We start from the raw sequence: 21,782 nt of genomic DNA on the forward strand, positions 1-21,782 counted from the left end.
CCCGACACTCAGTGCCGGGGCCTGTAATGATCACGTCCTTGTGATCTTCCGCATGAACCCTTTTGAGAAGCGGCAGACGTATCACTCGGCTCGTCTACCGCACCCTCTCCCTGTCCAGGCGAGAAGCGTGAGTGTTACTCGGCTTTCAGGCCGTCAGCGGAAACTGCCTTGACGCCTTTGATTTTCTTGGTGATGGCCACGGCGGTAGCTTTCTGAGCCTCGGTTACCGCAACAGTGGACGACAGCGAAACAACGCCCTTGTTGGTTTCAACCTTGATGTCGGTGCCAGGAATGCCTTTCTCGGTTACCAGATCGCTTTTCACTTTGGTGGTGATCCAGGTATCGGAGGTGGCCTCTTTGGCCTTGGTCACTTCACCGGCAGCCACCACCATGGGCGACTGGGTGTTTTGAGTGGTCTGCGCAAATGCTGCGTTAGCCATGGTCAGGGTCAGAGCGGTAGCAGTTGCGGCAGCGATAGCGAACTTCTTCATACGAGTAACTCCTGTTCTTTAAGAAAGCCTGCGCCGTGTCCTGGCAACAGGGTTATGAGGGATATTGCAGGTGCTGTGCCAAGTCTGGGAGCCTATAAATATTCATAAAAATCAATAAGTTATAAAATCTTTAATAATTCGGCATCATGCAAAATGCATGACTGCCCGCCAATCTGCATGCAAGTTGCGGCTTTTTCAGCGCGGCCTGGCCAATCGTGAAAAGCCTCCTCAAGCCCCCTCCGCACCACAGCCTTTGGGCGCATAGTCGGCCTCCACAGTGGTGGTGCATGTCCATCCTGAAGTCGCCGAACGGGTCAGGGTCAGGGTCTTGTTCAGCACCGGCCCCGGCGCATTGAGCAGGGTGCAGCCAATGCTTCCTTCACCGGTGGCCGCCGTCCCGCCGGCACTCATCCGGCAGTTGGCGGTCTGGGCCGTGCCCCCGGCCAGGGCCAGGGTCGGATCGGTCCCCTGGTTCAGCAGATCCTCGACGTTGACCTTCAGGGCCGACGCCTCGGACAGCGCGGCAATCACCTTGGCCCGCGCCTGGTACTTGGCATACATCGGCATCGCCACGGTGGCGAGGATGCCGATGATGGCTACCACCACCAGCAATTCGATCAGGGTAAAACCGGATTGATGTTTCATGGGTTGCCTCCTGGCATGGACGAATGTTGCATGAGCACAAAGGCGTGAAGCACAGCCTGTGCCAGGAGATAACCCACGGATTACGTGGCCTGCAGGTGCGATAGCCCATGGCCTTGAGCACAAGGAGTCGCACAAACTGACAAATTTCGTCAGCCCCTGCCCCTCTCCGGCAGCGCCTCGCCAGCTAGGCTTGGACAGGTGCATGGCGGCCCGACAGTCGGCTCGCGCCCCCACCAAGGAACGTCCGGGGGGCAGGGTGATCTATCACCCGTTCGAACACAGCAGGGCGCTTGCGCCTCCCTATCCACCCTTGCACCAAGGATCGAACCATGGCGGTAAAAGCACCCGCGACCAGTGTCTATCTCTGGCACGGCACCGACAGCCAGGGCCGCCCCCTCACCGGAGAACTCAGCGCCGCGACCCCGGCCCTGATCAGGGCGCAATTGCGCAGACAGGGCATCACCCCAACCCGAGTCCGACGCAAACCCAAGGGCTGGCTGCGCCTGCATCAGCGAGTAGGGGCACGGGACATTGCCCTGCTCACCCGGCAGTTGGCCACGCTGATGCAGGCCGGGGTGCCGCTGCTGCAATCCTTCGACATCATTGCCGAAAGTTTCGAGCATCCGCAGATGCGCCAACTGCTGGCCAGCCTCAAGCGCGACATCGAGGCCGGCTCCAGCCTGGCCACGGCATTGCGCAGACAGCCGCGCCACTTCGACCCGCTGTACTGCAACCTGGTGGACGCCGGCGAGCAGGCCGGCGCCCTGGATACCCTGCTGGAGAGAGTCGCCACCTATAAGGAAAAGAGCGAGAACCTGAAGGCGCGGCTGAAGAAAGCCATGGTCTATCCCTTGGCGGTGATCGGCGTGGCGGTCGTGGTCAGCAGCATCCTGCTGCTCAAGGTGGTACCCCAGTTCCAGAGCCTGTTCGCCGGTTTCAATGCCGAGCTGCCACTGCTCACCCAGTGGGTCATCGCTCTGTCACACTTCATCCAGCAGCAGGGGGCGCTGCTGCTGGCCGCCGGTGTGCTGGGCGGGCTTGCGGCGCGCCTGGCCTATCAGCGCTCCCCGAGCTTGCGTGACCGCCTGGATGTCGGCCTTTTGCACATGCCCCTGGCCGGGCCACTGCTGCATAAATCCGCGGTGGCCCGCTACGCACGGACCCTGGCCACCACCTTCGCCGCCGGCGTTCCCCTGGTGCAGGCCCTGGATTCAGTGGCTGGAGCCAGCGGCAACCCTGTCTTCAGGCAAGCGGTGCAACGGATCCGCCAGCAGGTCGCCGCCGGCATGCAATTGAACTTTGCCATGCGCGCCAGCGGCGTCTTCCCGACCATGGCGATCCAGATGACCGCCATCGGCGAAGAGTCCGGAACCCTGGATCATCTGCTGGAAAAAGTCGCGATCCATTACGAGGTCGAGGTGGACAACCTGGTGGACAGCCTGACCAGCCTCATGGAGCCGTTGATCATGGTGGTCCTGGGGGGTATCGTCGGCGCCCTGGTGGTTGCCATGTACCTGCCTATCTTCCAACTCGGTACAGCGATCTGAACATGCCCCTGACTGACGCCCTCACTCTCTACCCCATGGCCTTCGTGGCTGCGGCCCTGGTATTGGGCCTGATCGTCGGCAGCTTTCTCAACGTGCTGGTGTGGCGCCTGCCGAAAATGCTCGAACGCGACTGGCGAGCCCAGGCCCGCGACGTGCTGGGGCTGGAGCCGGAACCTGTGGCTGCGCCCTACAACCTGATGCTGCCGCACTCCCAGTGCCCGCACTGTGCGCAGGCGATCCGCCCCTGGGAAAACATTCCGCTGCTCAGTTACCTGTGGCTACGTGGCCGCTGCGCCCACTGCAATAGCTCCATCAGCCCGCGCTACCCGTTGACCGAACTGGCCTGCGGGCTGATCTCGGGTTTTATCGCCTGGCACTTCGGCTTCGGCTGGGCGGCCGGGCTGATGCTGATCCTCAGTTGGGGGCTGCTGGCAATGAGCCTGATCGACGCCGATCACCAGCTGCTGCCGGATGTGCTGGTGCTGCCACTGTTATGGCTGGGGCTGATCGCCAACAGCTTCAGCCTGCTGATCAGCCTGGAGGATGCGCTGTGGGGGACGGTGATCGGCTACCTGTTCCTGTGGTCGGTGTTCTGGCTGTTCAAGCTGCTGACCGGCAAGGAGGGCATGGGCCACGGTGATTTCAAGCTGCTGGCCCTGTTCGGGGCCTGGGGCGGCTGGCAGATCCTGCCGCTGACCCTGCTACTGTCATCCCTGTTGGGGGCGATTCTCGGCACGATCCTGCTGCGCCTGCGCCGGGAAAAGACTTCGACGCCAATCCCCTTTGGACCCTTTCTGGCCATTGCCGGCTGGATTGCCTTGCTCTGGGGTGGTCAAATAACCGACTTCTATCTGCAGTTTGTCGGTTTCCAATGACTCGCTCCGTTAACACACCCTGGACCCTCGGCCTGACCGGCGGCATCGGCAGCGGCAAAAGTGCCGCCGCCCAGCACTTCATCGACCTGGGGGTGCATGTGATCGATGCCGATCATGCCGCCCGCTGGGTGGTGGAGCCCGGCCGCCCGGCCCTGGAACAGATTGCCCGGCACTTTGGCCAAGGCGTGCTGCAGGCCGACGGCCAACTGGATCGCGCGGCTCTGCGCAAGCTGATCTTCGAGGTGCCCGAACAGCGTCGCTGGCTGGAAGCCCTGCTGCACCCGCTGATCGCCGAGGAAATTGTCAGCCACCTGGCCCGCGCCGAATCGCCCTACGCAATCCTGGTGTCGCCGCTGCTGATCGAATCCGGCCAGTCGCGGATGACCCAGCGGATTCTGGTGATCGACGTGCCCCAGCAACTGCAGATCGAGCGTACCCTGCAGCGCGACCAGATCAGCGAACAGCAGGTCCAGGCGATTCTCCAGGCCCAGGCCAGCCGTGAGGAACGCCTGCGCCATGCCGATGACGTGCTGGTCAACGACCGCGACCACGCCTGGTTGCGCAGCGAGGTCGAGCGCCTGCATCACTTTTACCTAACTTTGCGTGGAGGCCAGTCATGAGCCAACCCCTGACCGTCGAATGCCCAACCTGTGGCGCCCCTGTGGAATGGACCGCGGCCAACATCAATCGGCCCTTCTGTTCCGATCGCTGCAAGCTGATCGACCTGGGCGCCTGGGCTGCCGAGGAGCACAAGATTCCGGTGAGCCCGGATGCCGAGGACGACCTGTTCTCCGAAGAGCTGCCCCCTCGCGCTCACTGAGTGCTCACCCCGGCGCCGGTCAGGGCCGCATGAAGCTGTAGTCCTGATCGTCGTCGAGGTTCTCCGCAAGAAACTGCAGCTCGTCTGCCAGGTCCTCGATGCTGCGCACACTCTTGCTTTGCTGCACCACCGCACTGAGCAGGGCGCGTAGGCTCAACCCCGGTTCAAAACCTTCCTGCTGAGCATTGTGCAGACTGTCGCGCACTTCCTGCCGGGCCCACTGGTAGACACTCATGACCGCACTCCTGAGATTTTTGCCGAGCATGCAGCCCGGCAAAACACCGTGGATTGATATGGATCAAGGGCGCGGATCCTCGTCTTTCCAGGGCGCCGACAGGTAGCGGGTACGGTTGAAGGTTTCCAGCCATTCCGGGCAGAACACCACCAGGGCGCTGATCACCATGCCGTTGATAAAGGCTTCCGGGAAGATGATCAGCCACAGGTAGCCGACAAAATCTTCCAGCCATTCGGGCATGGCAAAGCGTTCGTCGAACCACAGCAGGCCCAGGCCGCAGAGCAGGCATAACAATGCCGAGAGTGCCGCCGCAAAGAACCCCGAGCAGAAGATATAGACGAAGGGATTGCGCGGCTGGGCCCGTTCCACCAGCCAGGCGCAGGCCTCGGTGACCGCCACCGGCAGCAGGATCAGCAAGGCTCCATTGACCCCCAGCGCCGCCAGGTCCTGCCGGCCCAGGGCCAGCAGGCCCAACTGTGCGATCAAGCCGCCAACTATCGCCAGCGGCCAGTCCAGCAGCAGGGTTACTGCGGTCATGCCGATGAAGTGGTAGGAGACCCCCGTGTCGAAATCCCGGCGCACCAGCCACAGCAGAAACAAGGCGAACACCGTGCCAAACAGCAAGTGCTGGCGCCGGCTGTCGGTAAACAGCTCGACCCAGGGCGCCCGCAGTACCGCCCAGATCAGTACTGGCACATACAGCAGCCAGCCGCCAATCAGGCTTTGCGGCGACAGCAGCGCCGCGCTGATCATGGCTGGGCCCGCTCCAGCGCCGCAGCCAATTGCGCGGCCGTGGCGAACGCCTGCCGGGCGACCAGTTGCCCATCCTGCAGCTGCAGCCACAGCACCTGATCCTCGGCGGCGGGATAGCGTGGTGCCACGCGCCCATCGCGATCTAGCATCACTCGGTAGGGGTAATCCTTCATGGCCGGCACCGCAAACAGTTTGGCGATCACTGTCGGCATGCGCTGGATATCGGCGACAAACACCCCGTGACGCTCCTGCAGGTAGCCCTTGGGTTTGTCCTTGAGCGCCGCGTTCACCACTTTGGCGGCGTCCATGCTGCGTGCCACCAACAGGATCCGCGCCTGGGAATCGAGGCTGTAGGGCTGGTCGAATTGATCCAGCAGGGTCCAGGGCGCCAGGCGCTCTCCTATTTCCAGGGCCTGGGCCCACAACGGCAACAGGGCCAGCAACAGCATTGACCAGCGCTTCACTGCGCACTCCTTATCGAATGGTTGGACGGCAGACAGTCTACACCGCCCCTGGACAGGCTCCAGCGAGGTTGCCGGCAACGCCTGCGGAGGTTTTTGCACGGCCGTGGTTTTTAAGGTCATATTTGAGCGCTAAGCTTGGGGGTATGGATGACTCAGATTTTTTGCGCCTGCTTACCATCCAGGCCGAACAAGCCAACGCGTTCCTGTCCAATGCCCGCAAATGGGAGCGTGAGCGTTGGGTCTGCCAGCGCCTGCTGCAAGGCCTGAACATTCCCTACCGCAACGACGAGTTCACCGCCGCCGGGCAAGAGCCCCCCGATGTGCTGTTTCGCGAGGCCAGCTTCGAAGTGTTCTTCGTCCTCGACGAAGGCCGCAGGCTCAACGATGAATGGCGCGACGAACTGCAGCGCCGGCGCAGCGCGTTCTCCCTGAGCCAGCTGGTGCGCCGCGAAGCCAAGCCCAAGCGCATCCCGGCCAGCGAACTGTTGCTGCGCCTGGCACCGACCTTGCGCAAGAAGGCCCACAACTATCAGGAGCGCGGAATGAACCTCGGCGAGCTGGACATCATTGCCTTCGCCGCCCTGAAACGCGAAGTCCTGGATCTCAACAGCCACTTCCCGCCCCCCACCGAATACCTGCGCCAGGGCTGGCGCTCGCTGTCCCTGGTGGGGCCGACGTTCGCCCGCGTGCTGTTCGCCCACCCGGATGCGCCGGAGTTCCTGCGCAGCAACCTGGGCCGCAGCATCCTCTTCGACGTCGGCATCAGTTTGTAACGCCGGTCAATGCGGCCTGTGTAGCCATGGCGCAATCCGCCCGGCAATGGTAAAAAAGCACACTTGCCTGCCAACGCCGGGCCCGTGCCAGCGAGCCCTCACGCGGCAGCGGCTATGCTCCGTTCATGCCGGATAACACCGCGCTGTAACATTCCTCAACGTTGCGACGTCTATCTGACGAGGTCTTTTATGAGCAGCCGCCTGAACCCCGACGACCAACGCCATGTCGAAGAATACCTGCAACTGCCCCAGCATCGAGTCGAGCGCCGGCCCTTCCGGCCGTGGATGCTCCTCGTGGTGGTGATTGCGGTGACTGTCGCCCTGGGCCTGTTGAGCCGTTTCATCAGTTACCTGACGCTATGAGCTGCTTCGCGCTCGCTCGGTTGACTGCACCGATTTCTTTTAGCCTTGCGAGATATCCCCATGACTCATCGTATTGTCATCGTTGGCGGCGGCGCCGGCGGCCTGGAGTTGGCGACCCGCCTGGGTAAGACTCTGGGCAAGCGCGGCACCGCCAGTGTGATGCTGGTGGACGCCAACCTGACCCACATCTGGAAACCGCTGCTCCACGAAGTGGCTGCCGGTTCGCTGAACTCTTCCGAAGACGAACTCAACTACGTCGCCCAAGCAAAATGGAACCACTTCGAGTTCCAGCTGGGCCGCATGAGCGGGCTCGATCGGCAGCGCAAGAAGATCCAACTGGCCGCCACCTACGACGAAGAAGGCGTGGAGCTGTTGCCGGCCCGGGAGCTGGGCTACGACACCCTGGTGATCGCCGTGGGCAGCACCACCAACGACTTTGGCACCCAGGGCGCGGCCCAGCATTGCCTGTTCCTCGACACCCGCAAGCAGGCCGAGCGCTTCCACCAGCAACTGCTCAACCACTACTTGCGAGCCCATGCCGGGCAGACCGATGCCGTGGAGCAGATCAGCGTGGCCATCGTCGGCGCCGGCGCCACTGGCGTGGAACTGGCGGCAGAACTGCACAACGCGGCCCATGAACTGGCGGCCTACGGGCTGGACCGGATTCTCCCGGAAAACATGCACATCACCCTGATCGAGGCCGGGCCACGGGTGCTGCCTGCCCTGCCCGAACGCATCAGCGGCCCGGTGCACAAGACCCTGGAGAAACTCGGGGTCAAGGTGCTGACCAACGCCTCGGTCAGCGAAGTGACCGCCGACAGCCTGATCACCGCCGACGGCCAGACCATTCCCGCCAGCCTCAAGGTCTGGGCCGCGGGCATTCGCGCGCCAGGCTTCCTCAAGGACATCGACGGCCTGGAGACCAACCGCATCAACCAACTGCAGGTACTACCGACCCTGCAGACCACTCGCGACGAGAACATCTTTGCCTTCGGCGACTGCGCCGCCTGCCCGCAACCAGGCAGCGACCGTAATGTGCCGCCACGGGCCCAGGCCGCGCACCAGCAAGCCTCGTTGCTGGCCAAGTCGCTGAAGCTGCGCATCGAAGGCAAGGACCTGCCGACCTACAAGTACACCGACTACGGCTCACTGATCTCGCTGTCGCGCTTCTCGGCGGTGGGCAACTTGATGGGCAACCTCACTGGCAGCGTGATGCTCGAAGGCTGGCTGGCGCGGATGTTCTACATCTCGCTGTATCGCATGCACCAGATGGCGCTGTACGGAGTCTTCCGCACCGCGATGCTGATGCTTGGCAGCCGAATCGGCCGCGGTACCGATCCACGCCTGAAGCTGCACTAGGCCCCTGAAAAACCACGCCCCCGCTACGTAACGTAGCGGGGGCTGCTGGCGTACGGTTACAGGCATTCATCGAGAAAATTCACGACGGTGCCCATGCAGGCGACCCGCTCCTCGACGTGGGGCATGTGGCTGGAGTGTTCGAACAACGCCAGGCGAATGCCGGGAATCTTCTCCAGGTAGGGGCTGACCACAACTGGCGTGGCTTCATCGTAGCGGCCACAGATCAAAAGCGTCGGCACCTCGATGCGTCCCAGGCGCTCGACGATGCTCCAGTCCCGCAGGTTGTCCATCAGCGGAAAACCTCCCCCCCGCTCCGCGCCATCGGTACCACGGCCCTGGGCAAACATCCGCGCCACCTCTTCAGGCCACGGGCGCAGCCGACATACATGCCGTTCAAAGTACAACTGCCAGGCCTGCACATATTCGGCGCCACGAGGGGAGCCCGGCTGCTCATGCCAGGTCAGCACCTGCAACGCCTCCTCAGGCAGGGCTGCGCGCAGTTTCAGGGTCTCGGCTTCCCAGGTGCGCATGTCGGCTGGCGCATTGGCCAGGATCAGCGCACGCAAGCCGGCCGGCGCGCGCACCCCGTGCTCGCTGGCCAGCGCAGCTCCCCAGGAGTGACCCAGCAGGGCGTAGTCCTGGCTGATGCGCAGGTGGTCCAGGAGGTTGTCCAGCTGCTCCAGGTAGAGTTCAAGGCTCCAGAACGACGGCGGCTTGCCATCCAGACGAGTGGAGAGGCCACTTCCCAGGTGATCGAATTGAACGATCGCCCGACCACTGGCGGCCACATCCCTGAAGGCGTCCAGGGTGTCATGGGTGCAGCCCGGACCGCCGTGCAGAATCACCAGGGGCGTAAGTCCGCTGTGCAGATCCCCGGTGACCCGATACCACGTCTGATGGACGCCAAAGGAGGCATAGCCTTCCAGTGGTGGTTTGCTTGCATTCATTGCGCATCGCTCCCTGATGACAATCAGCCTGTGTCGTTCAATCTTCCGTTCCGCGCTCCGACGCCTCCAGTGCGGCAGAGCCTGTGCTACTCGCCTCAGTTACCCAGCAGGCGATAGTGAACCGCGCGAACCACCGCCTGAACCCGATTCCTGGCGCCCAGCTTGTGCATCGCCGAGGTCAGGTGCAGGTTGATCGTGGCCTGCGAACGCTGCAGGCGCTCGGCAATCTCGCCGGAAGTCATGCCCTCTGCAGCCCATTTCAGGCACTCGCGTTCACGCCGGGTCAGATCAACCGGATAACTGCGAACGCATTTGCTGAGCTGTGGATAGAGATGCTCCTGCAACGCATGAGCAAGCAGGGTGAAGTGGCCCTGAACCTGTTGCAAGTCCTGTAATGCCACCGTGGCATTGCCGGAGCGCAAACCGGTGAGGCTGGCGAAACCGCCCCTGGGTAAATGGATGGGCACGGTCATGCCGTGGGCCATTTGATGATGGTGCAGGTAACTGGATACCGGAGCGTGCTGCTGCCCGAGGGCCTGACGCAGGACGGTTTCCGCCTCGGGCTTGTAGGACCAGATAAAGGGCGAGGAGCTGTCCAGAGCAACCTGCTGGACCGGGTCGATATGGTAGTAACCCTGATCGCACCAGAGCTCCAGCCAGTCTCTGGGGGTATTGCAGACCATGGCACTGGGGATGATCAGCTCGCCTGCCTGATCGAAAGGCACCGGGCTGTAGTCATAAACCAGGGCATCGAAACCCAGTTCCGAGGCCAGTGTCATGGTTCCCGTCATTCGCTCATGCAGCGAGTTTCCGGACAAAAGATGGGTATCAAATTCCGCGAGCCTGCTCTGCATCCTTGCCGCTTCCTTACTGTTGATCCTTAACAGCGAAGGGCCAGAATGCCACGCCCGGCAGCAACGGGCCAGGCAAAACCTATAAGAAATACCAGGTTTGCGGCACAACCAGCGCTTGCCCCAGCGTCATCGGCGCCCATGGCCATGACCCGCAAAACAGCGCTGACAACCAGCTCAAGGTCGGTACCGCACATGCCTGCCCCCGCCCTATCTGCTGCAATGCAGTGTCACGGCCCACCCCGTGTGGCGCCATGCATCGCTCATAGCAGACAAGGACCCAGGCCATGCAGATGCCCCAGACGCTTGAGTTGCACAACGGTGACAAAGCCCCTGCCACCTTCTCCCCCAAAGAATACGCTCGACGCCTGGGCGCCCTGCGGGCCTACATGGCGCAACAGGACATTGACGCCGCGCTGTTCACCTCGTACCACAACATCAACTACTACGCCGGCTTCCTGTATTGCTCCTTCGGCCGCCAGTACGCCCTCGTGGTGACCCAGGAACACAGCGTGCTGATCAGCGCCAATATCGACGGCGGCCAACCGGGGCGGCGGGCGACCTGCGATGCCCAGGTGATCTACACCGACTGGCAGCGAGGCAATTTCTTCGTCGCGGTCAAGCAGGCCCTGCCCCGCGCTTCGCGCCTGGGGCTGGAGTTCGATCATCTGACCCTGCCCAATCACCGGGCCTTTGCCGAGCTCTATCCCCAGGCACAGTTACTGGACATCGCCACGCCCTGCATGAACCTGCGCATGCTCAAGTCCGCCGAAGAGCAAGCGCTGATCCGCCAGGGGGCGCGGATTGCAGACATCGGCGGGGCCGCCGCCATCGAAGCCCTGCACGACCAGGTACCGGAATACGAAGTGGCCGGACACGCCACCCAGGCCATGGTGCGGGCGATTGCCGAGGCGTTTCCGGGGGCCGAACTGATGGATACCTGGACCTGGTTTCAGTCCGGGCTCAATACCGATGGCGCACACAATCCACTGACCTCGAGACGGGTCAGCCCAGGAGAAGTGCTGAGCCTCAACTGCTTCCCGATGATCGCCGGCTACTACACCGCCCTGGAGCGCACGCTGTTCCTCGGCCATTGCCCCGACGCCTGCCTGCGATTGTGGGAGATCAACGTCCAGGTGCATGAAGCCGGGCTGCAACTGGTCAAGCCCGGCGCACGCTGCAGCGATATCGCTCGACAACTGAACGCCCTCTACCTGGAGCACGACCTGCTGCAATACCGTACCTTCGGCTATGGCCATTCGTTCGGCATCCTCAACCACTACTATGGGCGCGAGACCGGGCTGGAGTTTCGTGAGGATGTGGAGACCATTCTTGAGCCCGGCATGGTGGTGTCCATCGAACCGATGATCAGGCTGCCCGAAGGCCTGCCCGGTGCCGGCGGTTATCGGGAACACGACATCCTGATCGTCGACGAGCACGGTGCGTGCAATATCACCGGGCTGCCGTACGGACCGCGGTACAACATCATTGGCAGTTGACTCAACTGCCTGGAAAACGCCCTCCCCCACAAAGAGGGCTCGCCGCTTCAGCCATGACTCGAGTCATCAGCCAAATACAGCGACGGAGAACATTCAGCACAAGCACAATCGAGGCATCAAGGGCTGTAGGTACCCTACCCAGGCTCGACGCCAGCGGGCCTGCGAACTTTTCCACGGGCATACGAAAAAGGGCACCTCATTGAGGTGCCCTTTTTCGTGAATATGGTCGGGGTAAGGGGATTCGAACTCCTGACATCCTGCTCCCAAAGCAGGCGCGCTACCGGACTGCGCTATACCCCGGTAAAAAAAAGGCACCTTCTAGAGGCGCCTTCTTCGAACAGCGCTTTTGGCCTCTGTTCTTAAGATTCGATTCCAGCGCTAACTGGTTTCAAAAATGGTGGGTCGTGTGGGATTCGAACCTACGACCAATTGGTTAAAAGCCAACTGCTCTACCAACTGAGCTAACGACCCAAAAATGGTCGGGGTAAGGGGATTCGAACTCCTGACATCCTGCTCCCAAAGCAGGCGCGCTACCGGACTGCGCTATACCCCGGTTTGAAATTGGCTCCGTGACCAGGACTCGAACCTGGGACCCAATGATTAACAGTCATTTGCTCTACCGACTGAGCTATCACGGAACTACATATTTCAAGTTACAACTTTTTACTTCATCCTCTTCGACTTGTTCGTATCGCTACGTTCATGTCTCTGAGGCGCGCTATTTTACAATCTTAAAAACCCCTGTCAACCCCTTAAATTGCTTTTAAGACAATGATTTGCGACTTCATTGCCGGTTTCTTCTTGATCAGAAAAAACCTCGGGGGTGACTGACTGCGGGGCGCACTTTACAAGCCTTTTCCTTACAGTTCAACGCCCTAGTGAAAAAAAAGGCCTCGCAATGCGAGGCCTCCTCTATAAACCCACCGATCAGTGATCAGGCGAAGACGATTTCGTCGTCCTGCACCGAGGCGGTAACCGTGGCTCCCGGCAGGAAACCGCCGGAGAGGATCAACTGCGCCAACGGGTTCTCGATCCAGCGCTGGATGGCCCGTTTCAGCGGCCGTGCGCCATACACCGGGTCGTAACCCACAGCGATCAGCTTGTCCAAGGCCTCGTCGCTCAGTTCCAGGCTCAGCTCGCGCTCCGCCAGGCGACTGCGCAGGCGACCCAACTGGATCTGCGTGATGCCGGCGATCTGATCCCGTGCCAGAGGCTCGAAGATCACCACTTCGTCGACCCGGTTGATGAACTCCGGCCGGAAGTGGGTGGACACCGCGTCCATCACCGCCGCACGTTGTGCCTCGCGATCCCCTACCAGTTCCTGGATCTGCGCCGAGCCCAGGTTGGAGGTCATGACGATCACCGTATTGCGGAAATCCACGGTACGCCCGTGGCTGTCCGTCAGACGGCCATCTTCCAGGACCTGCAGCAGGATGTTGAACACATCCGGGTGCGCCTTCTCGACTTCGTCCAGAAGAATCACCGAGTACGGCTTGCGACGCACGGCTTCGGTCAGGTAACCGCCCTCTTCATAACCGACATAGCCTGGTGGCGCACCGATCAGGCGAGCCACGGAATGTTTCTCCATGAACTCGGACATGTCGATCCGCACCATGGCCTCTTCGGTATCGAAGAGGAATTCCGCCAGGGCCTTGCACAGTTCGGTCTTACCCACGCCGGTCGGGCCGAGGAACATGAACGAACCGCTGGGCCGGTTCGGGTCGGACAACCCGGCTCGGGAACGGCGCACAGCGTTGGCCACCGCCACCACGGCTTCGTTCTGGCCAATCACCCGCTCGTGCAGCAGGCTTTCCATCTTCAGCAGCTTGTCGCGCTCGCCTTCTAGCATTTTCGACACTGGAATGCCGGTCCACTTGGACACCACTTCGGCAATCTCTTCCTCGGTAACCTTGCTGCGCAGCAACTGGTTCTCGCTGTGGCCGTGCTGGTCGACCATCTGCAGGCTGCGCTCCAGGTCCGGAATCACCCCGTACTGCAGCTCGGCCATGCGATTGAGATCGCCTTTACGACGCGCCGCTTCCAGTTCCTGGCGCGACTGCTCGATCTTCTGCTGGATCTGCGCAGAACCCTGCACTTCGGCTTTCTCCGAGGTCCAGACTTCTTCCAGGTCAGCGTATTCACGCTCCAGGCGGACAATCTCTTCCTGGAGTTTTTCCAGGCGCTTGATCGCGGCCTCGTCGTCTTCTTTTTTCAGGGCCTGGGATTCAACCTTGAGCTGAATCAGGCGCCGCTCCAGACGGTCCAGCACTTCCGGCTTGGAGTCGATCTCCATGCGGATGCGGCTGGCGGCCTCGTCGATCAGGTCGATGGCCTTGTCCGGCAGTTGCCGGTCAGTGATGTAACGATGGCTGAGCTTGGCCGCGGCAATGATCGCGCCGTCGGTGATCGCCACCTTGTGGTGCACCTCATAGCGCTCTTTCAGGCCGCGCAGGATAGCAATGGTGTCTTCCTCGCTCGGCTCATCCACCAACACTTTCTGGAAGCGCCGCTCGAGGGCTGCGTCCTTCTCTATATATTGGCGGTATTCGTTGAGCGTGGTGGCGCCCACGCAGTGCAGCTCGCCACGGGCCAGGGCCGGCTTGAGCATATTGCCCGCATCCATCGAGCCTTCGCCTTTACCAGCGCCGACCATGGTGTGCAGCTCATCGATGAACAGGATGATCTGCCCTTCCTGCTTCGACAGTTCATTAAGCAAAGACTTCAGGCGTTCTTCGAACTCGCCACGGTATTTGGCACCGGCGATCAAGGCGCCCATGTCCAGGGACAGCAAGCGCTTGCCTTTGAGGCCATCGGGCACTTCGCCGTTGATGATCCGCTGGGCCAGGCCTTCGGCGATGGCGGTCTTACCCACGCCTGGTTCACCAATCAGCACCGGGTTGTTCTTGGTCCGGCGTTGCAGCACCTGGATGGTCCGGCGAATTTCGTCGTCACGGCCGATTACCGGATCAAGCTTGCCGTCTTCGGCGCGCTTGGTCAGGTCGACGGTGTACTTGTCCAGGGCCTGGCGCGACTCTTCGACGTTGGCGTCATTCACCGCCTCACCGCCACGCAGGTTGTTGATGGCGTTCTCCAGGGCTTTCTTGCTCACGCCCTGGCCCAGCAACAATTTGCCGAGTTTGCTGTTCTCATCCATGGCGGCCAGTAGCACCAGCTCGCTGGAGATGAACTGGTCGCCTTTCTGCTGCGCCAGGCGGTCGGCCTGGTTGAGCAGGCGCGCCAGATCCTGGGACATGTTGACGTCGCCAGTGGGGTTCTGGATTTTCGGCAGCTGGTCGAGCTCTTTGCTCAGTTCCTTGCGCAGGCTGTTGACGTCGAAGCCCACCTGCATCAGCAGAGGCTTGATCGAGCCGCCCTGCTGTTCCAGCAGCGCCTGCATCAGGTGCGCCGGTTCAATGGCCGGATGATCGAGGCCAACCGCCAGAGATTGAGAATCGGATAAGGCCAGCTGCAATTTGCTGGTTAATCGGTCTATACGCATTAGTCACCTTCCTTTTGAGCAGGCCGGAGCGATGGACACACCTAAATAGAGAAACCTGCCAGATGTTTCACTAGATGCGGTCGATTCTGGGAGATTCAAGCGTCAGCAGCTTGACACAAGTCAGATTAGTCTAGTGCTCAAGCCAGATAAGGGAGGCAAAACGCCCGGTGCGCGGGCTGCGCCGGTAGGAAAAGAAGCGGGGATCGCTGACGGTGCAGTAGCCACCACCGTACACGGCAGTCACACCACAGGCAGCCAGGCGCAGGCGCGCCAGCTGATAGATATCGGCCATGAAGCGCCCGGCATTGGCGCTCGGCACAAAGGCCTGCTCGGCTGCCGGCAATTGGGCGACGAAGGCTTCACGCACCTCTGGCCCCACTTCAAAGCGCTGCGGGCCAATGGCCGGCCCCAGCCACACCAGCACCTCGGCGCAGGGCGTATGCAGGCTGTCGAGGGTGGCTTCCAGCACGCCCGCCGCCAACCCGCGCCAGCCGGCATGGGCCGCGGCGACTCGGGTTCCGGCACGGTTGCAGAACAGTGCCGGCAGGCAGTCGGCCGTCATCACCGCACAGGCAACGCCCGGGGTGGCGGACCAACTGGCGTCCGCGGTCGCGACCATGGAAGGGTCGGCGTGGGCCACGGCCACCCCGTGCACCTGTTGCAGCCAGGCCGGGGCGATGCCGAAGTGTTCGCTCAGGCGACGGCGATTCTCGGCCACTGCTTGCGGCTGATCGTCGACATGGTCGCCCAGGTTGAGGCTGTCGAACGGCGTCAGGCTGACGCCGCCAGCGCGGGTGGTAGTACAGGCTTTGACTCCGGCCGGCGCGGGCCAGTCGGGAATCAGCCAGTCATTCATCCGATGAACGCCTCACGGTCCTGCTTGAGCAGCGACAGCAGCCAGACGAAATCGTCCGGCAGCGGCGATTCCCAGCTCATGCGGATACCGGTGGTCGGATGATCCAGCTCCAGGAAGCGTGCATGCAGGGCCTGGCGCGGGAAGTTCTTCAGCGAGTCGACCATGGTCTGGCTCGCCGCCGGCGGAATGCGGAAGCGGCCGCCGTAGGCTGGATCCCCCACCAGCGGGAAGTTGATGTGGGCCATGTGCACCCGGATCTGGTGGGTACGACCGGTTTCCAGCTTGACCCGCACATGGGTGTGGGAACGGAAACGTTCCAGGACCCGGTAGTGGCTGACGGCCTGCTTGCCGCCTTCCATCACCGCCATGCGCTGGCGCTGCTGGCCATGACGGCCGATCGGAGCGTTGATCTTGCCCCCGGCGGTTACCACGCCGATCACGATGCATTCATAGATGCGGCTGACACTGCGGCTTTGCAGCTGGGCCACCAGTTGGGTCTGCGCCTGGATGGTCTTGGCCACCACCATCAGTCCTGTGGTGTCCTTGTCCAGGCGGTGGACGATACCGGCCCGCGGCACATTGATAATGTCCGGGATGTGATGCAGCAGGGCATTGAGCAGGGTGCCGTCGGCATGGCCGGCAGCCGGGTGCACCACCAGGCCCGCAGGCTTGTTGATCACCAGGATGTCGTCATCTTCATAAACGATGTCCAGCTCGATATCCTGGGCGATCCACTCGCCCTGGGCCTCCTGCTCGGCAGTCAGCTCAAGAATGGAGCCGCCGTGCACGATGTCCCGCGGGCGGATGACCGCTCCGTCCACAGTCAGGCGGCCGTCCTTGATCCAGGCGGAAAGGCGCGAGCGCGAATGCTCAGCGAATAGTTGGGCGGCGACTTGATCGAGGCGTTGACCGCCCAGTTCGGACGGCACCTCTGCGCGAAGTTCAATTTTATCGGACATGCTCGGACTGGGCGTCGGCACAGCCTTTGGTTTCGGCTGCGCGCTTGTGGTTAAATACGGCGTCTTTTGCCCCGAGGCTTTCAACGGGGCGCTCATCATAACAGGACGGCCCCGCCCAAGACAGCGGCCGTCATAGGGACGCAAGCCGCCATGCAAGTGAAACACCTGCTGCTGATCGCCATCCTCGCACTGACCGCTGCTTGCTCATCGAAGGAAGTCGTTGACGAAAACCTGAGCGAAGTCGAGTTGTACCAGCAGGCGCAGACCGACCTGGACAACCACAGCTATACCAGCGCCACTGCCAAGCTCAAGGCCCTGGAATCGCGCTATCCCTTTGGTCGCTACGCCGATCAGGCACAGCTCGAGCTGATCTACGCCAACTACAAGAATGCCGAGCCGGAGGCCGCCAAGTCCGCCGCCGAGCGCTTCATTCGCCTGCACCCCCAGCACCCGAACGTGGACTACGCCTACTACCTCAAGGGCCTGACCTCGTTCGACCAGGACGTCGGCCTGCTGGCGCGCTTCCTGCCGCTGGACATGACCAAGCGTGACCCGGGTGCCGCCCGCGACTCCTACAACGAGTTCGCCCAGCTGACCAGCCGCTTCCCCAACAGCCGCTACGCGCCGGACGCCAAGCAGCGCATGATCTACCTGCGCAACCTGCTGGCTGCCTACGAGATCCACGTAGCCGACTATTACCTGACCCGCCAGGCCTATGTCGCCGCCGCCAACCGTGGCCGCTACGTAGTGGAGAACTTCCAGGAAACCCCATCGGTCGGCGACGGCCTGGCGGTGATGACCGAGGCCTACCAGCGCCTGCACCTGGACGAACTGGCTGCCACCAGCCTGGAAACTCTCAAGCTCAACTACCCCAACCACCCAAGCCTGGTGGACGGTCAGTTCGTGCCACGCGTGGCTGAAGCCGACAACCGTTCCTGGCTGAGCAAGGCCACCCTGGGCCTGATCGAGTCCCGTCCTCCGCTGCCGCCGGGAGAAACCCGCGCCAACCAGGACGTGATGAAGCAGTACCAGGATGCCAAGGACGCCATTCCGTCCGAGCTCAAGCCTAAAGACAGCAACGGCGACGTGGTCGAGGAAGAAGAGCACGAGGCTGCCGGCAACAACAATAGCGACCGTTCCTGGTTCAGCTACATGACCTTCGGCGTGTTCGACTGATCACCCCGCAGGCCGGAAAGGGAGACTTGAAGTCTCCCTTTTTTATGCCCGCACACTGATGGGCCTGTGCGCCCGACGGGCGCTTGGCTAAACTGCCCCCTCCCCCTTCAAAAAGCTGGTTGCCATGGTTCGTCTACTGTTCTGGATCGCTCTGATTGCCGCCGCGGTATGGTTCTGGCGCAAGTTCAAGCGTCCTGTCGCCGCCCCTCGCTCCCCCAATGAACCGGCCACTACGCCCATGGTGCGTTGCGCCCATTGCGGCGTGCACCTGCCCCAGGACCGGGCCCTGAGCCAGTCGCAACAGTGGTACTGCAGCCAGGCACACCTGCAACAAGGGCCGGGAAACCAGGACCGCTGAGCCCCCAGGCCCACTGCGGATACCCGAGGCAAGGAACTCGGGGGCGAAAAATGGCGTCTGACACGGACTATTCCAGGCCTTGGTCAGCGCATGAACCGGCTCGTCGCCCCCTTCCTCCCTCGCCTCTCCCAGGCTTCGAACCTCTACTCAGGAACGAGAAGGCCCAAGTGCCAACCCCGGCCGAACAATTGGCGACAAAATAGCCTGTGGGCGCCCACTCGCCGTTTCGCTCTCGGGCAGAGCGCTGTAGCCCCCCATCCATGGGCACCACAACGTCCCGACGACGCGCACCTTCAGGACGCCCGGCAGTATGACCAGTGGCCCATCTCCTGCGCCGCTACCCCGTCGGGCCTAGACTTGAGTTCACGCCCATCGGGAGAGCACTGTCGCCCGCTCCTCACTCACGGATGAAAACTGCAGCCGCCATGAACCCACGGCAATCGGTGCTGGTGGTCGATGACGCCACGGAAACCCGCGCCCTTGTGGAGATCACTCTGGGCCGAATGCGCTTGCACACCCAAAGTGCGCGCACCCTGCAGGAAGCCCGTGGCCGCCTGGCCCGTGAGCGCTTTGACCTGTGCCTGACCGACCTGCAGCTACCGGACGGCAGCGGGCTGGAGCTACTGCGGCACATCCGCCAGTCCCACCCCAACCTTCCTGTGGCGCTGCTAAGCAACGGCGCCTGTGCACAGGCCAGCGCCGGCGCCCTGCAGGCCGGAGCCTGCCAGTTGCTGCACAAGCCTCTGGACCTCAAGCAACTGCGCGCTTGGGTAGGTGCCAGCCTGAAGCAGGCCACGGACTGCGCAACGGAGGACCCAGCCCGGCAATTGCTGGGAGACTCGGCACCCATGAATGCCCTGCGTCGCCACATCGACAAGCTGGCCCACAGCCTGGCGGCGGTCTATATCAGCGGTGAATCCGGCAGTGGCAAGGAACGGGTCGCCCGTCTGCTCCACCAGCTTGGCCCCAGGGCCCGATACCCGTTCGTCCCGGTCAACTGCGGGGCGATTCCTTCCGAATTGATGGAGAGTGAACTCTTCGGCCATTGCAAAGGCAGCTTCAGTGGCGCCGTCAGCGATCAGCCCGGGTTATTTCTGGCCGCCCACGGCGGCACCCTGTTTCTTGATGAGGTCGCCGACCTGCCCCTGGCCATGCAAGTAAAACTGCTGCGAGCCTTGCAGGAAAAATCCGTGCGCCCTGTAGGCAGCCAACAGGAAAAAACCGTCGACGTGCGGATTCTCTGTGCCACCCACAAGGACCTGAAAAACGAGGTAGAGACCGGACGCTTTCGCCAGGACCTCTACTACCGCCTGAACGTCATCGAGTTGCGAGTCCCTGCGTTGCGCGAGCGCCGTGGCGACATCCCCGCACTGGCCGGGCACGTCCTGCAGCGCCTGGCCAGGGACAGCGGCCAGCCTGCCGTCCAGCTACGTCCCGAAGCCCTGCAAGCCCTGGAGCGCTATGACTTTCCGGGCAACGTGCGAGAGCTGGAAAACCTGCTGGAACGGGCGCAGACCCTATGCGAAGGACGCTGGATAGAAACAGACGACCTGCAGTTGCCCAGAGCCGACAGCCCTGACGCCCGATCATCGGCGGCGGCCACCCAGCTAGACCTGGCGCTGCACCTGCAACAGGTGGAGCGCCAGCTGCTGCTCCAGGCCCTGGAGGAAACCCGCTGGAACCGCACGGCGGCGGCCCGGCGGCTGAGCCTGTCGTTTCGTTCGATGCGTTACCGCATGAAGAAGCTCGGGCTGGACTAGATCCGACCTTCAGGCGCATAAGGCGCCGGGTCGATGATCGGCGGGTTCCCCAGCAGCAGGTCGCAGAACAGCTGGCAGGAGGCCGGCGCCAACACCAGGCCATTGCGGTAGTGCCCGCAGTTGAGCCACAGGCCTGCAAAGCCCGGAACCGGCCCGATGTAGGGAATGCCTTCCGGAGAGCCCGGGCGCAGCCCGGCCCAGTGCCCGACCACCTCGGCCTCGGCGAGGGCGGGAATCAGCTCGACCGCGGAGGCCTTGAGGCTCTCCAGGGCCGAAACGGTCGGGGTCTTGTCGAAACCTTCATGCTCCAGGGTGCTGCCCACCAGAATGTGGCCATCGCGCCGCGGGATGGCATAGCGCCCCTTGGCCAGGACCATGCAGGACAGAAAGTCGGCAGCACACTTGTAGAGGATCATCTGCCCCTTCACCGGCTCCACCGGCAGTTCCAGGCCCAGGCTGCCCAGCAGTTCGCCACTCCAGGCCCCCGCGCAGAGCACCACCTGATCAGCACGAACCTCGCCCAGCGAGCTATCGACCCCCACCACTTGCTGGCCTTCGCGGATAAAACCACTGACGGTGCATTGCTCATCGATTTGCACATTAGGCAACGCCTGTAACGCCGCTTTCAGGGATTTGACCAGGCGCGGGTTGCGCACGTTGGCCACATCGGCCATGTAGATCGCCTGTTGATAACCATTACCCAGCACCGGCACCGCGTCATGCACCGCCGAGATATCCACAGCACTCAGCGGCCGGCCTTCACGCTTGGCCCACTCCAGGGCCTGGGCTTCATCCTCCAGGTCCAGCCAGTAGAGGCCGGTGACATGCACTTGCGGGTCGACACCGGTGGCACTGAACAGTTGCTGGGCCAGTTGTGGGTAGAAATCCTGCGACCAGTGCGCCAGGGCAGTGACCGCCGGGTTGTAGCGCCAGGGGTAAAGCGGCGAGACGATCCCACCACCGGCCCAGGACGATTCACGCCCCAGGTCCGAACGTTCCAGAAGCCGTACCTGCTGGCCCTGGGACGCCAGATTGAAGGCGGTGAGCAGGCCGATCACCCCGCCGCCCACCACCAGCACTTGCTGTTGCTTAGCCATAGTCCGATCCAATCATGAGAAAGACAGTGGGCGCCGCGGCCCGAATCAGGTGCTCAGCGCCCCCAGCAATCCTTGGCGGTCAGCCCTTCGGCCTGGCCGCTGATGCGGGTCGCGCCGGTCTGGTCGATGCTGAAACTGCCGCACTTGTCCGCCGCCATCAGCCCATCGTCCTTCGGGGTCGCGGTCAGGGAGAAGCCGGTGTCGGTCAGGGTTGCGGCAATGCTGTAGTACTCATTGCCGGCGCTCAGGTCCGGGGCGTTGCTGTAGACCCCAGCCTTGGAGAAATGCCGTTCAAGCTGTTGCGCCTGCTCGGTAAGCAGTACCGCGATTTCGCTGCGGTGCGGTTTTTTCACGTATTCGGTGATGCTGGGAAGGCTCAAGGTAAGGACCAGACCGATGATCGCAATCACGATCATGATTTCGATCAGGGTAAAACCTTGGTTGGATCTGCGCAT

General features: G+C 62.4%; 23 protein-coding genes and 4 tRNA genes. 11 read left to right on the forward strand and 16 right to left on the reverse strand.

The window, feature by feature from the left end; all coding sequences use genetic code 11:
* Positions 1-134: 134 nt before the first annotated feature.
* On the reverse strand, positions 135-491 hold the full coding sequence (locus AC1RCO_RS23785; RefSeq protein WP_011063519.1) for a BON domain-containing protein: 357 nt from the start codon (positions 489-491) through the stop codon (positions 135-137).
* A gap of 228 nt (positions 492-719) precedes the next feature.
* Entirely contained in the window at positions 720-1,136 is a 417-nt protein-coding gene (locus AC1RCO_RS23790) for a pilin (protein WP_093409840.1), read from the reverse strand.
* Between the two features lie 329 nt (positions 1,137-1,465).
* Between AC1RCO_RS23790 and AC1RCO_RS23795 the strand changes: the two genes are divergently transcribed.
* From AC1RCO_RS23795 to yacG, 4 genes are read left to right on the forward strand one after another with little or no spacing between them, the layout of a single operon-like run.
* Positions 1,466-2,683: a type II secretion system F family protein gene (locus AC1RCO_RS23795; protein ID WP_015637067.1), complete on the forward strand. Its 1,218-nt coding sequence runs from the start codon at positions 1,466-1,468 to the stop codon at positions 2,681-2,683.
* Positions 2,684-2,685: 2 nt separating this feature from the next.
* Positions 2,686-3,558 carry a prepilin peptidase gene (locus tag AC1RCO_RS23800; RefSeq protein WP_401156648.1) on the forward strand — a complete coding sequence of 291 codons (873 nt, stop codon included), beginning with the start codon at positions 2,686-2,688 and terminating at the stop codon, positions 3,556-3,558.
* Entirely contained in the window at positions 3,555-4,178 is a 624-nt protein-coding gene (gene coaE / locus AC1RCO_RS23805; RefSeq protein ID WP_011063523.1) for a dephospho-CoA kinase, read from the forward strand. The genes AC1RCO_RS23800 and coaE overlap by 4 nt, the downstream gene beginning before the upstream one ends.
* Positions 4,175-4,378 carry a DNA gyrase inhibitor YacG gene (yacG, locus tag AC1RCO_RS23810; RefSeq protein WP_047289273.1) on the forward strand — a complete coding sequence of 68 codons (204 nt, stop codon included), beginning with the start codon at positions 4,175-4,177 and terminating at the stop codon, positions 4,376-4,378. Before coaE ends, yacG begins: the two co-directional genes overlap by 4 nt.
* A gap of 19 nt (positions 4,379-4,397) precedes the next feature.
* Here the strand turns inward: yacG and AC1RCO_RS23815 are convergent, their stop codons facing one another.
* The 3 genes from AC1RCO_RS23815 to AC1RCO_RS23825 form a co-directional block, all read right to left on the reverse strand.
* Positions 4,398-4,613: a hypothetical protein gene (locus AC1RCO_RS23815; RefSeq protein ID WP_011063525.1), complete on the reverse strand. Its 216-nt coding sequence runs from the start codon at positions 4,611-4,613 to the stop codon at positions 4,398-4,400.
* Positions 4,614-4,676: 63 nt separating this feature from the next.
* On the reverse strand, positions 4,677-5,366 hold the full coding sequence (locus AC1RCO_RS23820; protein ID WP_047289276.1) for an energy-coupling factor ABC transporter permease: 690 nt from the start codon (positions 5,364-5,366) through the stop codon (positions 4,677-4,679).
* Positions 5,363-5,830 (reverse strand): hypothetical protein, encoded by a 468-nt coding sequence (locus AC1RCO_RS23825; RefSeq protein WP_026019989.1) that lies wholly within the window; start codon positions 5,828-5,830, stop codon positions 5,363-5,365. The genes AC1RCO_RS23820 and AC1RCO_RS23825 overlap by 4 nt, the downstream gene beginning before the upstream one ends.
* 143 nt (positions 5,831-5,973) lie before the next feature.
* Here AC1RCO_RS23825 and AC1RCO_RS23830 point away from each other — a divergent pair, with 143 nt between their 5' ends.
* From AC1RCO_RS23830 to AC1RCO_RS23840, 3 genes are all read left to right on the forward strand, one after another.
* Entirely contained in the window at positions 5,974-6,603 is a 630-nt protein-coding gene (locus AC1RCO_RS23830) for a DUF1780 domain-containing protein (RefSeq protein ID WP_011063528.1), read from the forward strand.
* Between the two features lie 189 nt (positions 6,604-6,792).
* Entirely contained in the window at positions 6,793-6,966 is a 174-nt protein-coding gene (locus AC1RCO_RS23835; protein WP_015637073.1) for a DUF3094 family protein, read from the forward strand.
* Between the two features lie 60 nt (positions 6,967-7,026).
* On the forward strand, positions 7,027-8,325 hold the full coding sequence (locus AC1RCO_RS23840; protein ID WP_011063529.1) for an NAD(P)/FAD-dependent oxidoreductase: 1,299 nt from the start codon (positions 7,027-7,029) through the stop codon (positions 8,323-8,325).
* A 56-nt stretch (positions 8,326-8,381) separates the two neighbouring features.
* On the opposite strand, the gene AC1RCO_RS23845 is transcribed toward AC1RCO_RS23840, so the two are convergent.
* On the reverse strand, positions 8,382-9,272 hold the full coding sequence (locus AC1RCO_RS23845) for a proline iminopeptidase-family hydrolase (RefSeq protein ID WP_065363667.1): 891 nt from the start codon (positions 9,270-9,272) through the stop codon (positions 8,382-8,384).
* Between the two features lie 95 nt (positions 9,273-9,367).
* A complete protein-coding gene (locus AC1RCO_RS23850) occupies positions 9,368-10,126 on the reverse strand; it encodes a LuxR family transcriptional regulator (protein ID WP_011063531.1) in 759 nt (252 codons plus the stop codon).
* A gap of 284 nt (positions 10,127-10,410) precedes the next feature.
* Between AC1RCO_RS23850 and AC1RCO_RS23855 the strand changes: the two genes are divergently transcribed.
* The gene (locus AC1RCO_RS23855) at positions 10,411-11,622 is read left to right on the forward strand and encodes an aminopeptidase P family protein (RefSeq protein WP_492618106.1); all 1,212 of its coding nucleotides are present in this window, start codon (positions 10,411-10,413) and stop codon (positions 11,620-11,622) included.
* A 223-nt stretch (positions 11,623-11,845) separates the two neighbouring features.
* Here AC1RCO_RS23855 and AC1RCO_RS23860 read toward each other — a convergent pair.
* The 7 genes from AC1RCO_RS23860 to rluD form a co-directional block, all read right to left on the reverse strand.
* Positions 11,846-11,922: transfer RNA gene (locus AC1RCO_RS23860), tRNA-Pro, on the reverse strand.
* Positions 11,923-12,017: 95 nt separating this feature from the next.
* Positions 12,018-12,093, reverse strand: a tRNA-Lys gene (locus tag AC1RCO_RS23865).
* A gap of 5 nt (positions 12,094-12,098) precedes the next feature.
* A tRNA-Pro gene (locus tag AC1RCO_RS23870) sits at positions 12,099-12,175 on the reverse strand.
* Between the two features lie 9 nt (positions 12,176-12,184).
* A tRNA-Asn gene (locus tag AC1RCO_RS23875) sits at positions 12,185-12,260 on the reverse strand.
* Positions 12,261-12,556: 296 nt separating this feature from the next.
* Positions 12,557-15,121 carry an ATP-dependent chaperone ClpB gene (gene clpB, locus AC1RCO_RS23880; RefSeq protein WP_011063533.1) on the reverse strand — a complete coding sequence of 855 codons (2,565 nt, stop codon included), beginning with the start codon at positions 15,119-15,121 and terminating at the stop codon, positions 12,557-12,559.
* A gap of 130 nt (positions 15,122-15,251) precedes the next feature.
* Positions 15,252-15,977 carry a peptidoglycan editing factor PgeF gene (pgeF, locus tag AC1RCO_RS23885; RefSeq protein ID WP_065363663.1) on the reverse strand — a complete coding sequence of 242 codons (726 nt, stop codon included), beginning with the start codon at positions 15,975-15,977 and terminating at the stop codon, positions 15,252-15,254.
* Positions 15,974-16,936: a 23S rRNA pseudouridine(1911/1915/1917) synthase RluD gene (gene rluD, locus AC1RCO_RS23890; protein ID WP_011063535.1), complete on the reverse strand. Its 963-nt coding sequence runs from the start codon at positions 16,934-16,936 to the stop codon at positions 15,974-15,976. Before rluD ends, pgeF begins: the two co-directional genes overlap by 4 nt.
* Positions 16,937-17,086: 150 nt before the next feature.
* On the opposite strand from rluD, the gene AC1RCO_RS23895 reads away from it, so the two are divergent.
* The 3 genes from AC1RCO_RS23895 to AC1RCO_RS23905 all read left to right on the forward strand — a co-directional run bounded on the left by AC1RCO_RS23895 (position 17,087) and on the right by AC1RCO_RS23905 (position 20,230).
* Positions 17,087-18,112, forward strand: a complete 1,026-nt coding sequence (locus AC1RCO_RS23895) for an outer membrane protein assembly factor BamD (protein WP_011063536.1) — start codon at positions 17,087-17,089, stop codon at positions 18,110-18,112.
* A 124-nt stretch (positions 18,113-18,236) separates the two neighbouring features.
* Positions 18,237-18,470 carry a PP0621 family protein gene (locus AC1RCO_RS23900; protein ID WP_015637081.1) on the forward strand — a complete coding sequence of 78 codons (234 nt, stop codon included), beginning with the start codon at positions 18,237-18,239 and terminating at the stop codon, positions 18,468-18,470.
* 425 nt (positions 18,471-18,895) lie between these two features.
* Positions 18,896-20,230 (forward strand): sigma-54-dependent transcriptional regulator, encoded by a 1,335-nt coding sequence (locus AC1RCO_RS23905; protein WP_492618107.1) that lies wholly within the window; start codon positions 18,896-18,898, stop codon positions 20,228-20,230.
* On the opposite strand, the gene thiO is transcribed toward AC1RCO_RS23905, so the two are convergent.
* Both thiO and AC1RCO_RS23915 read right to left on the reverse strand, forming a co-directional pair.
* Positions 20,227-21,327, reverse strand: coding sequence for a glycine oxidase ThiO (thiO, locus tag AC1RCO_RS23910; protein WP_410036958.1), 1,101 nt, complete (start codon positions 21,325-21,327; stop codon positions 20,227-20,229). The two genes, AC1RCO_RS23905 and thiO, sit on opposite strands and share 4 nt — an antisense overlap.
* Positions 21,328-21,380: 53 nt before the next feature.
* Complete coding sequence (locus AC1RCO_RS23915; RefSeq protein WP_015637084.1) at positions 21,381-21,782, reverse strand: type IV pilin protein; 402 nt, start codon at positions 21,780-21,782, stop codon at positions 21,381-21,383.

This window comes from Pseudomonas sp. GW823-FHT03E05 (assembly GCF_058796855.1).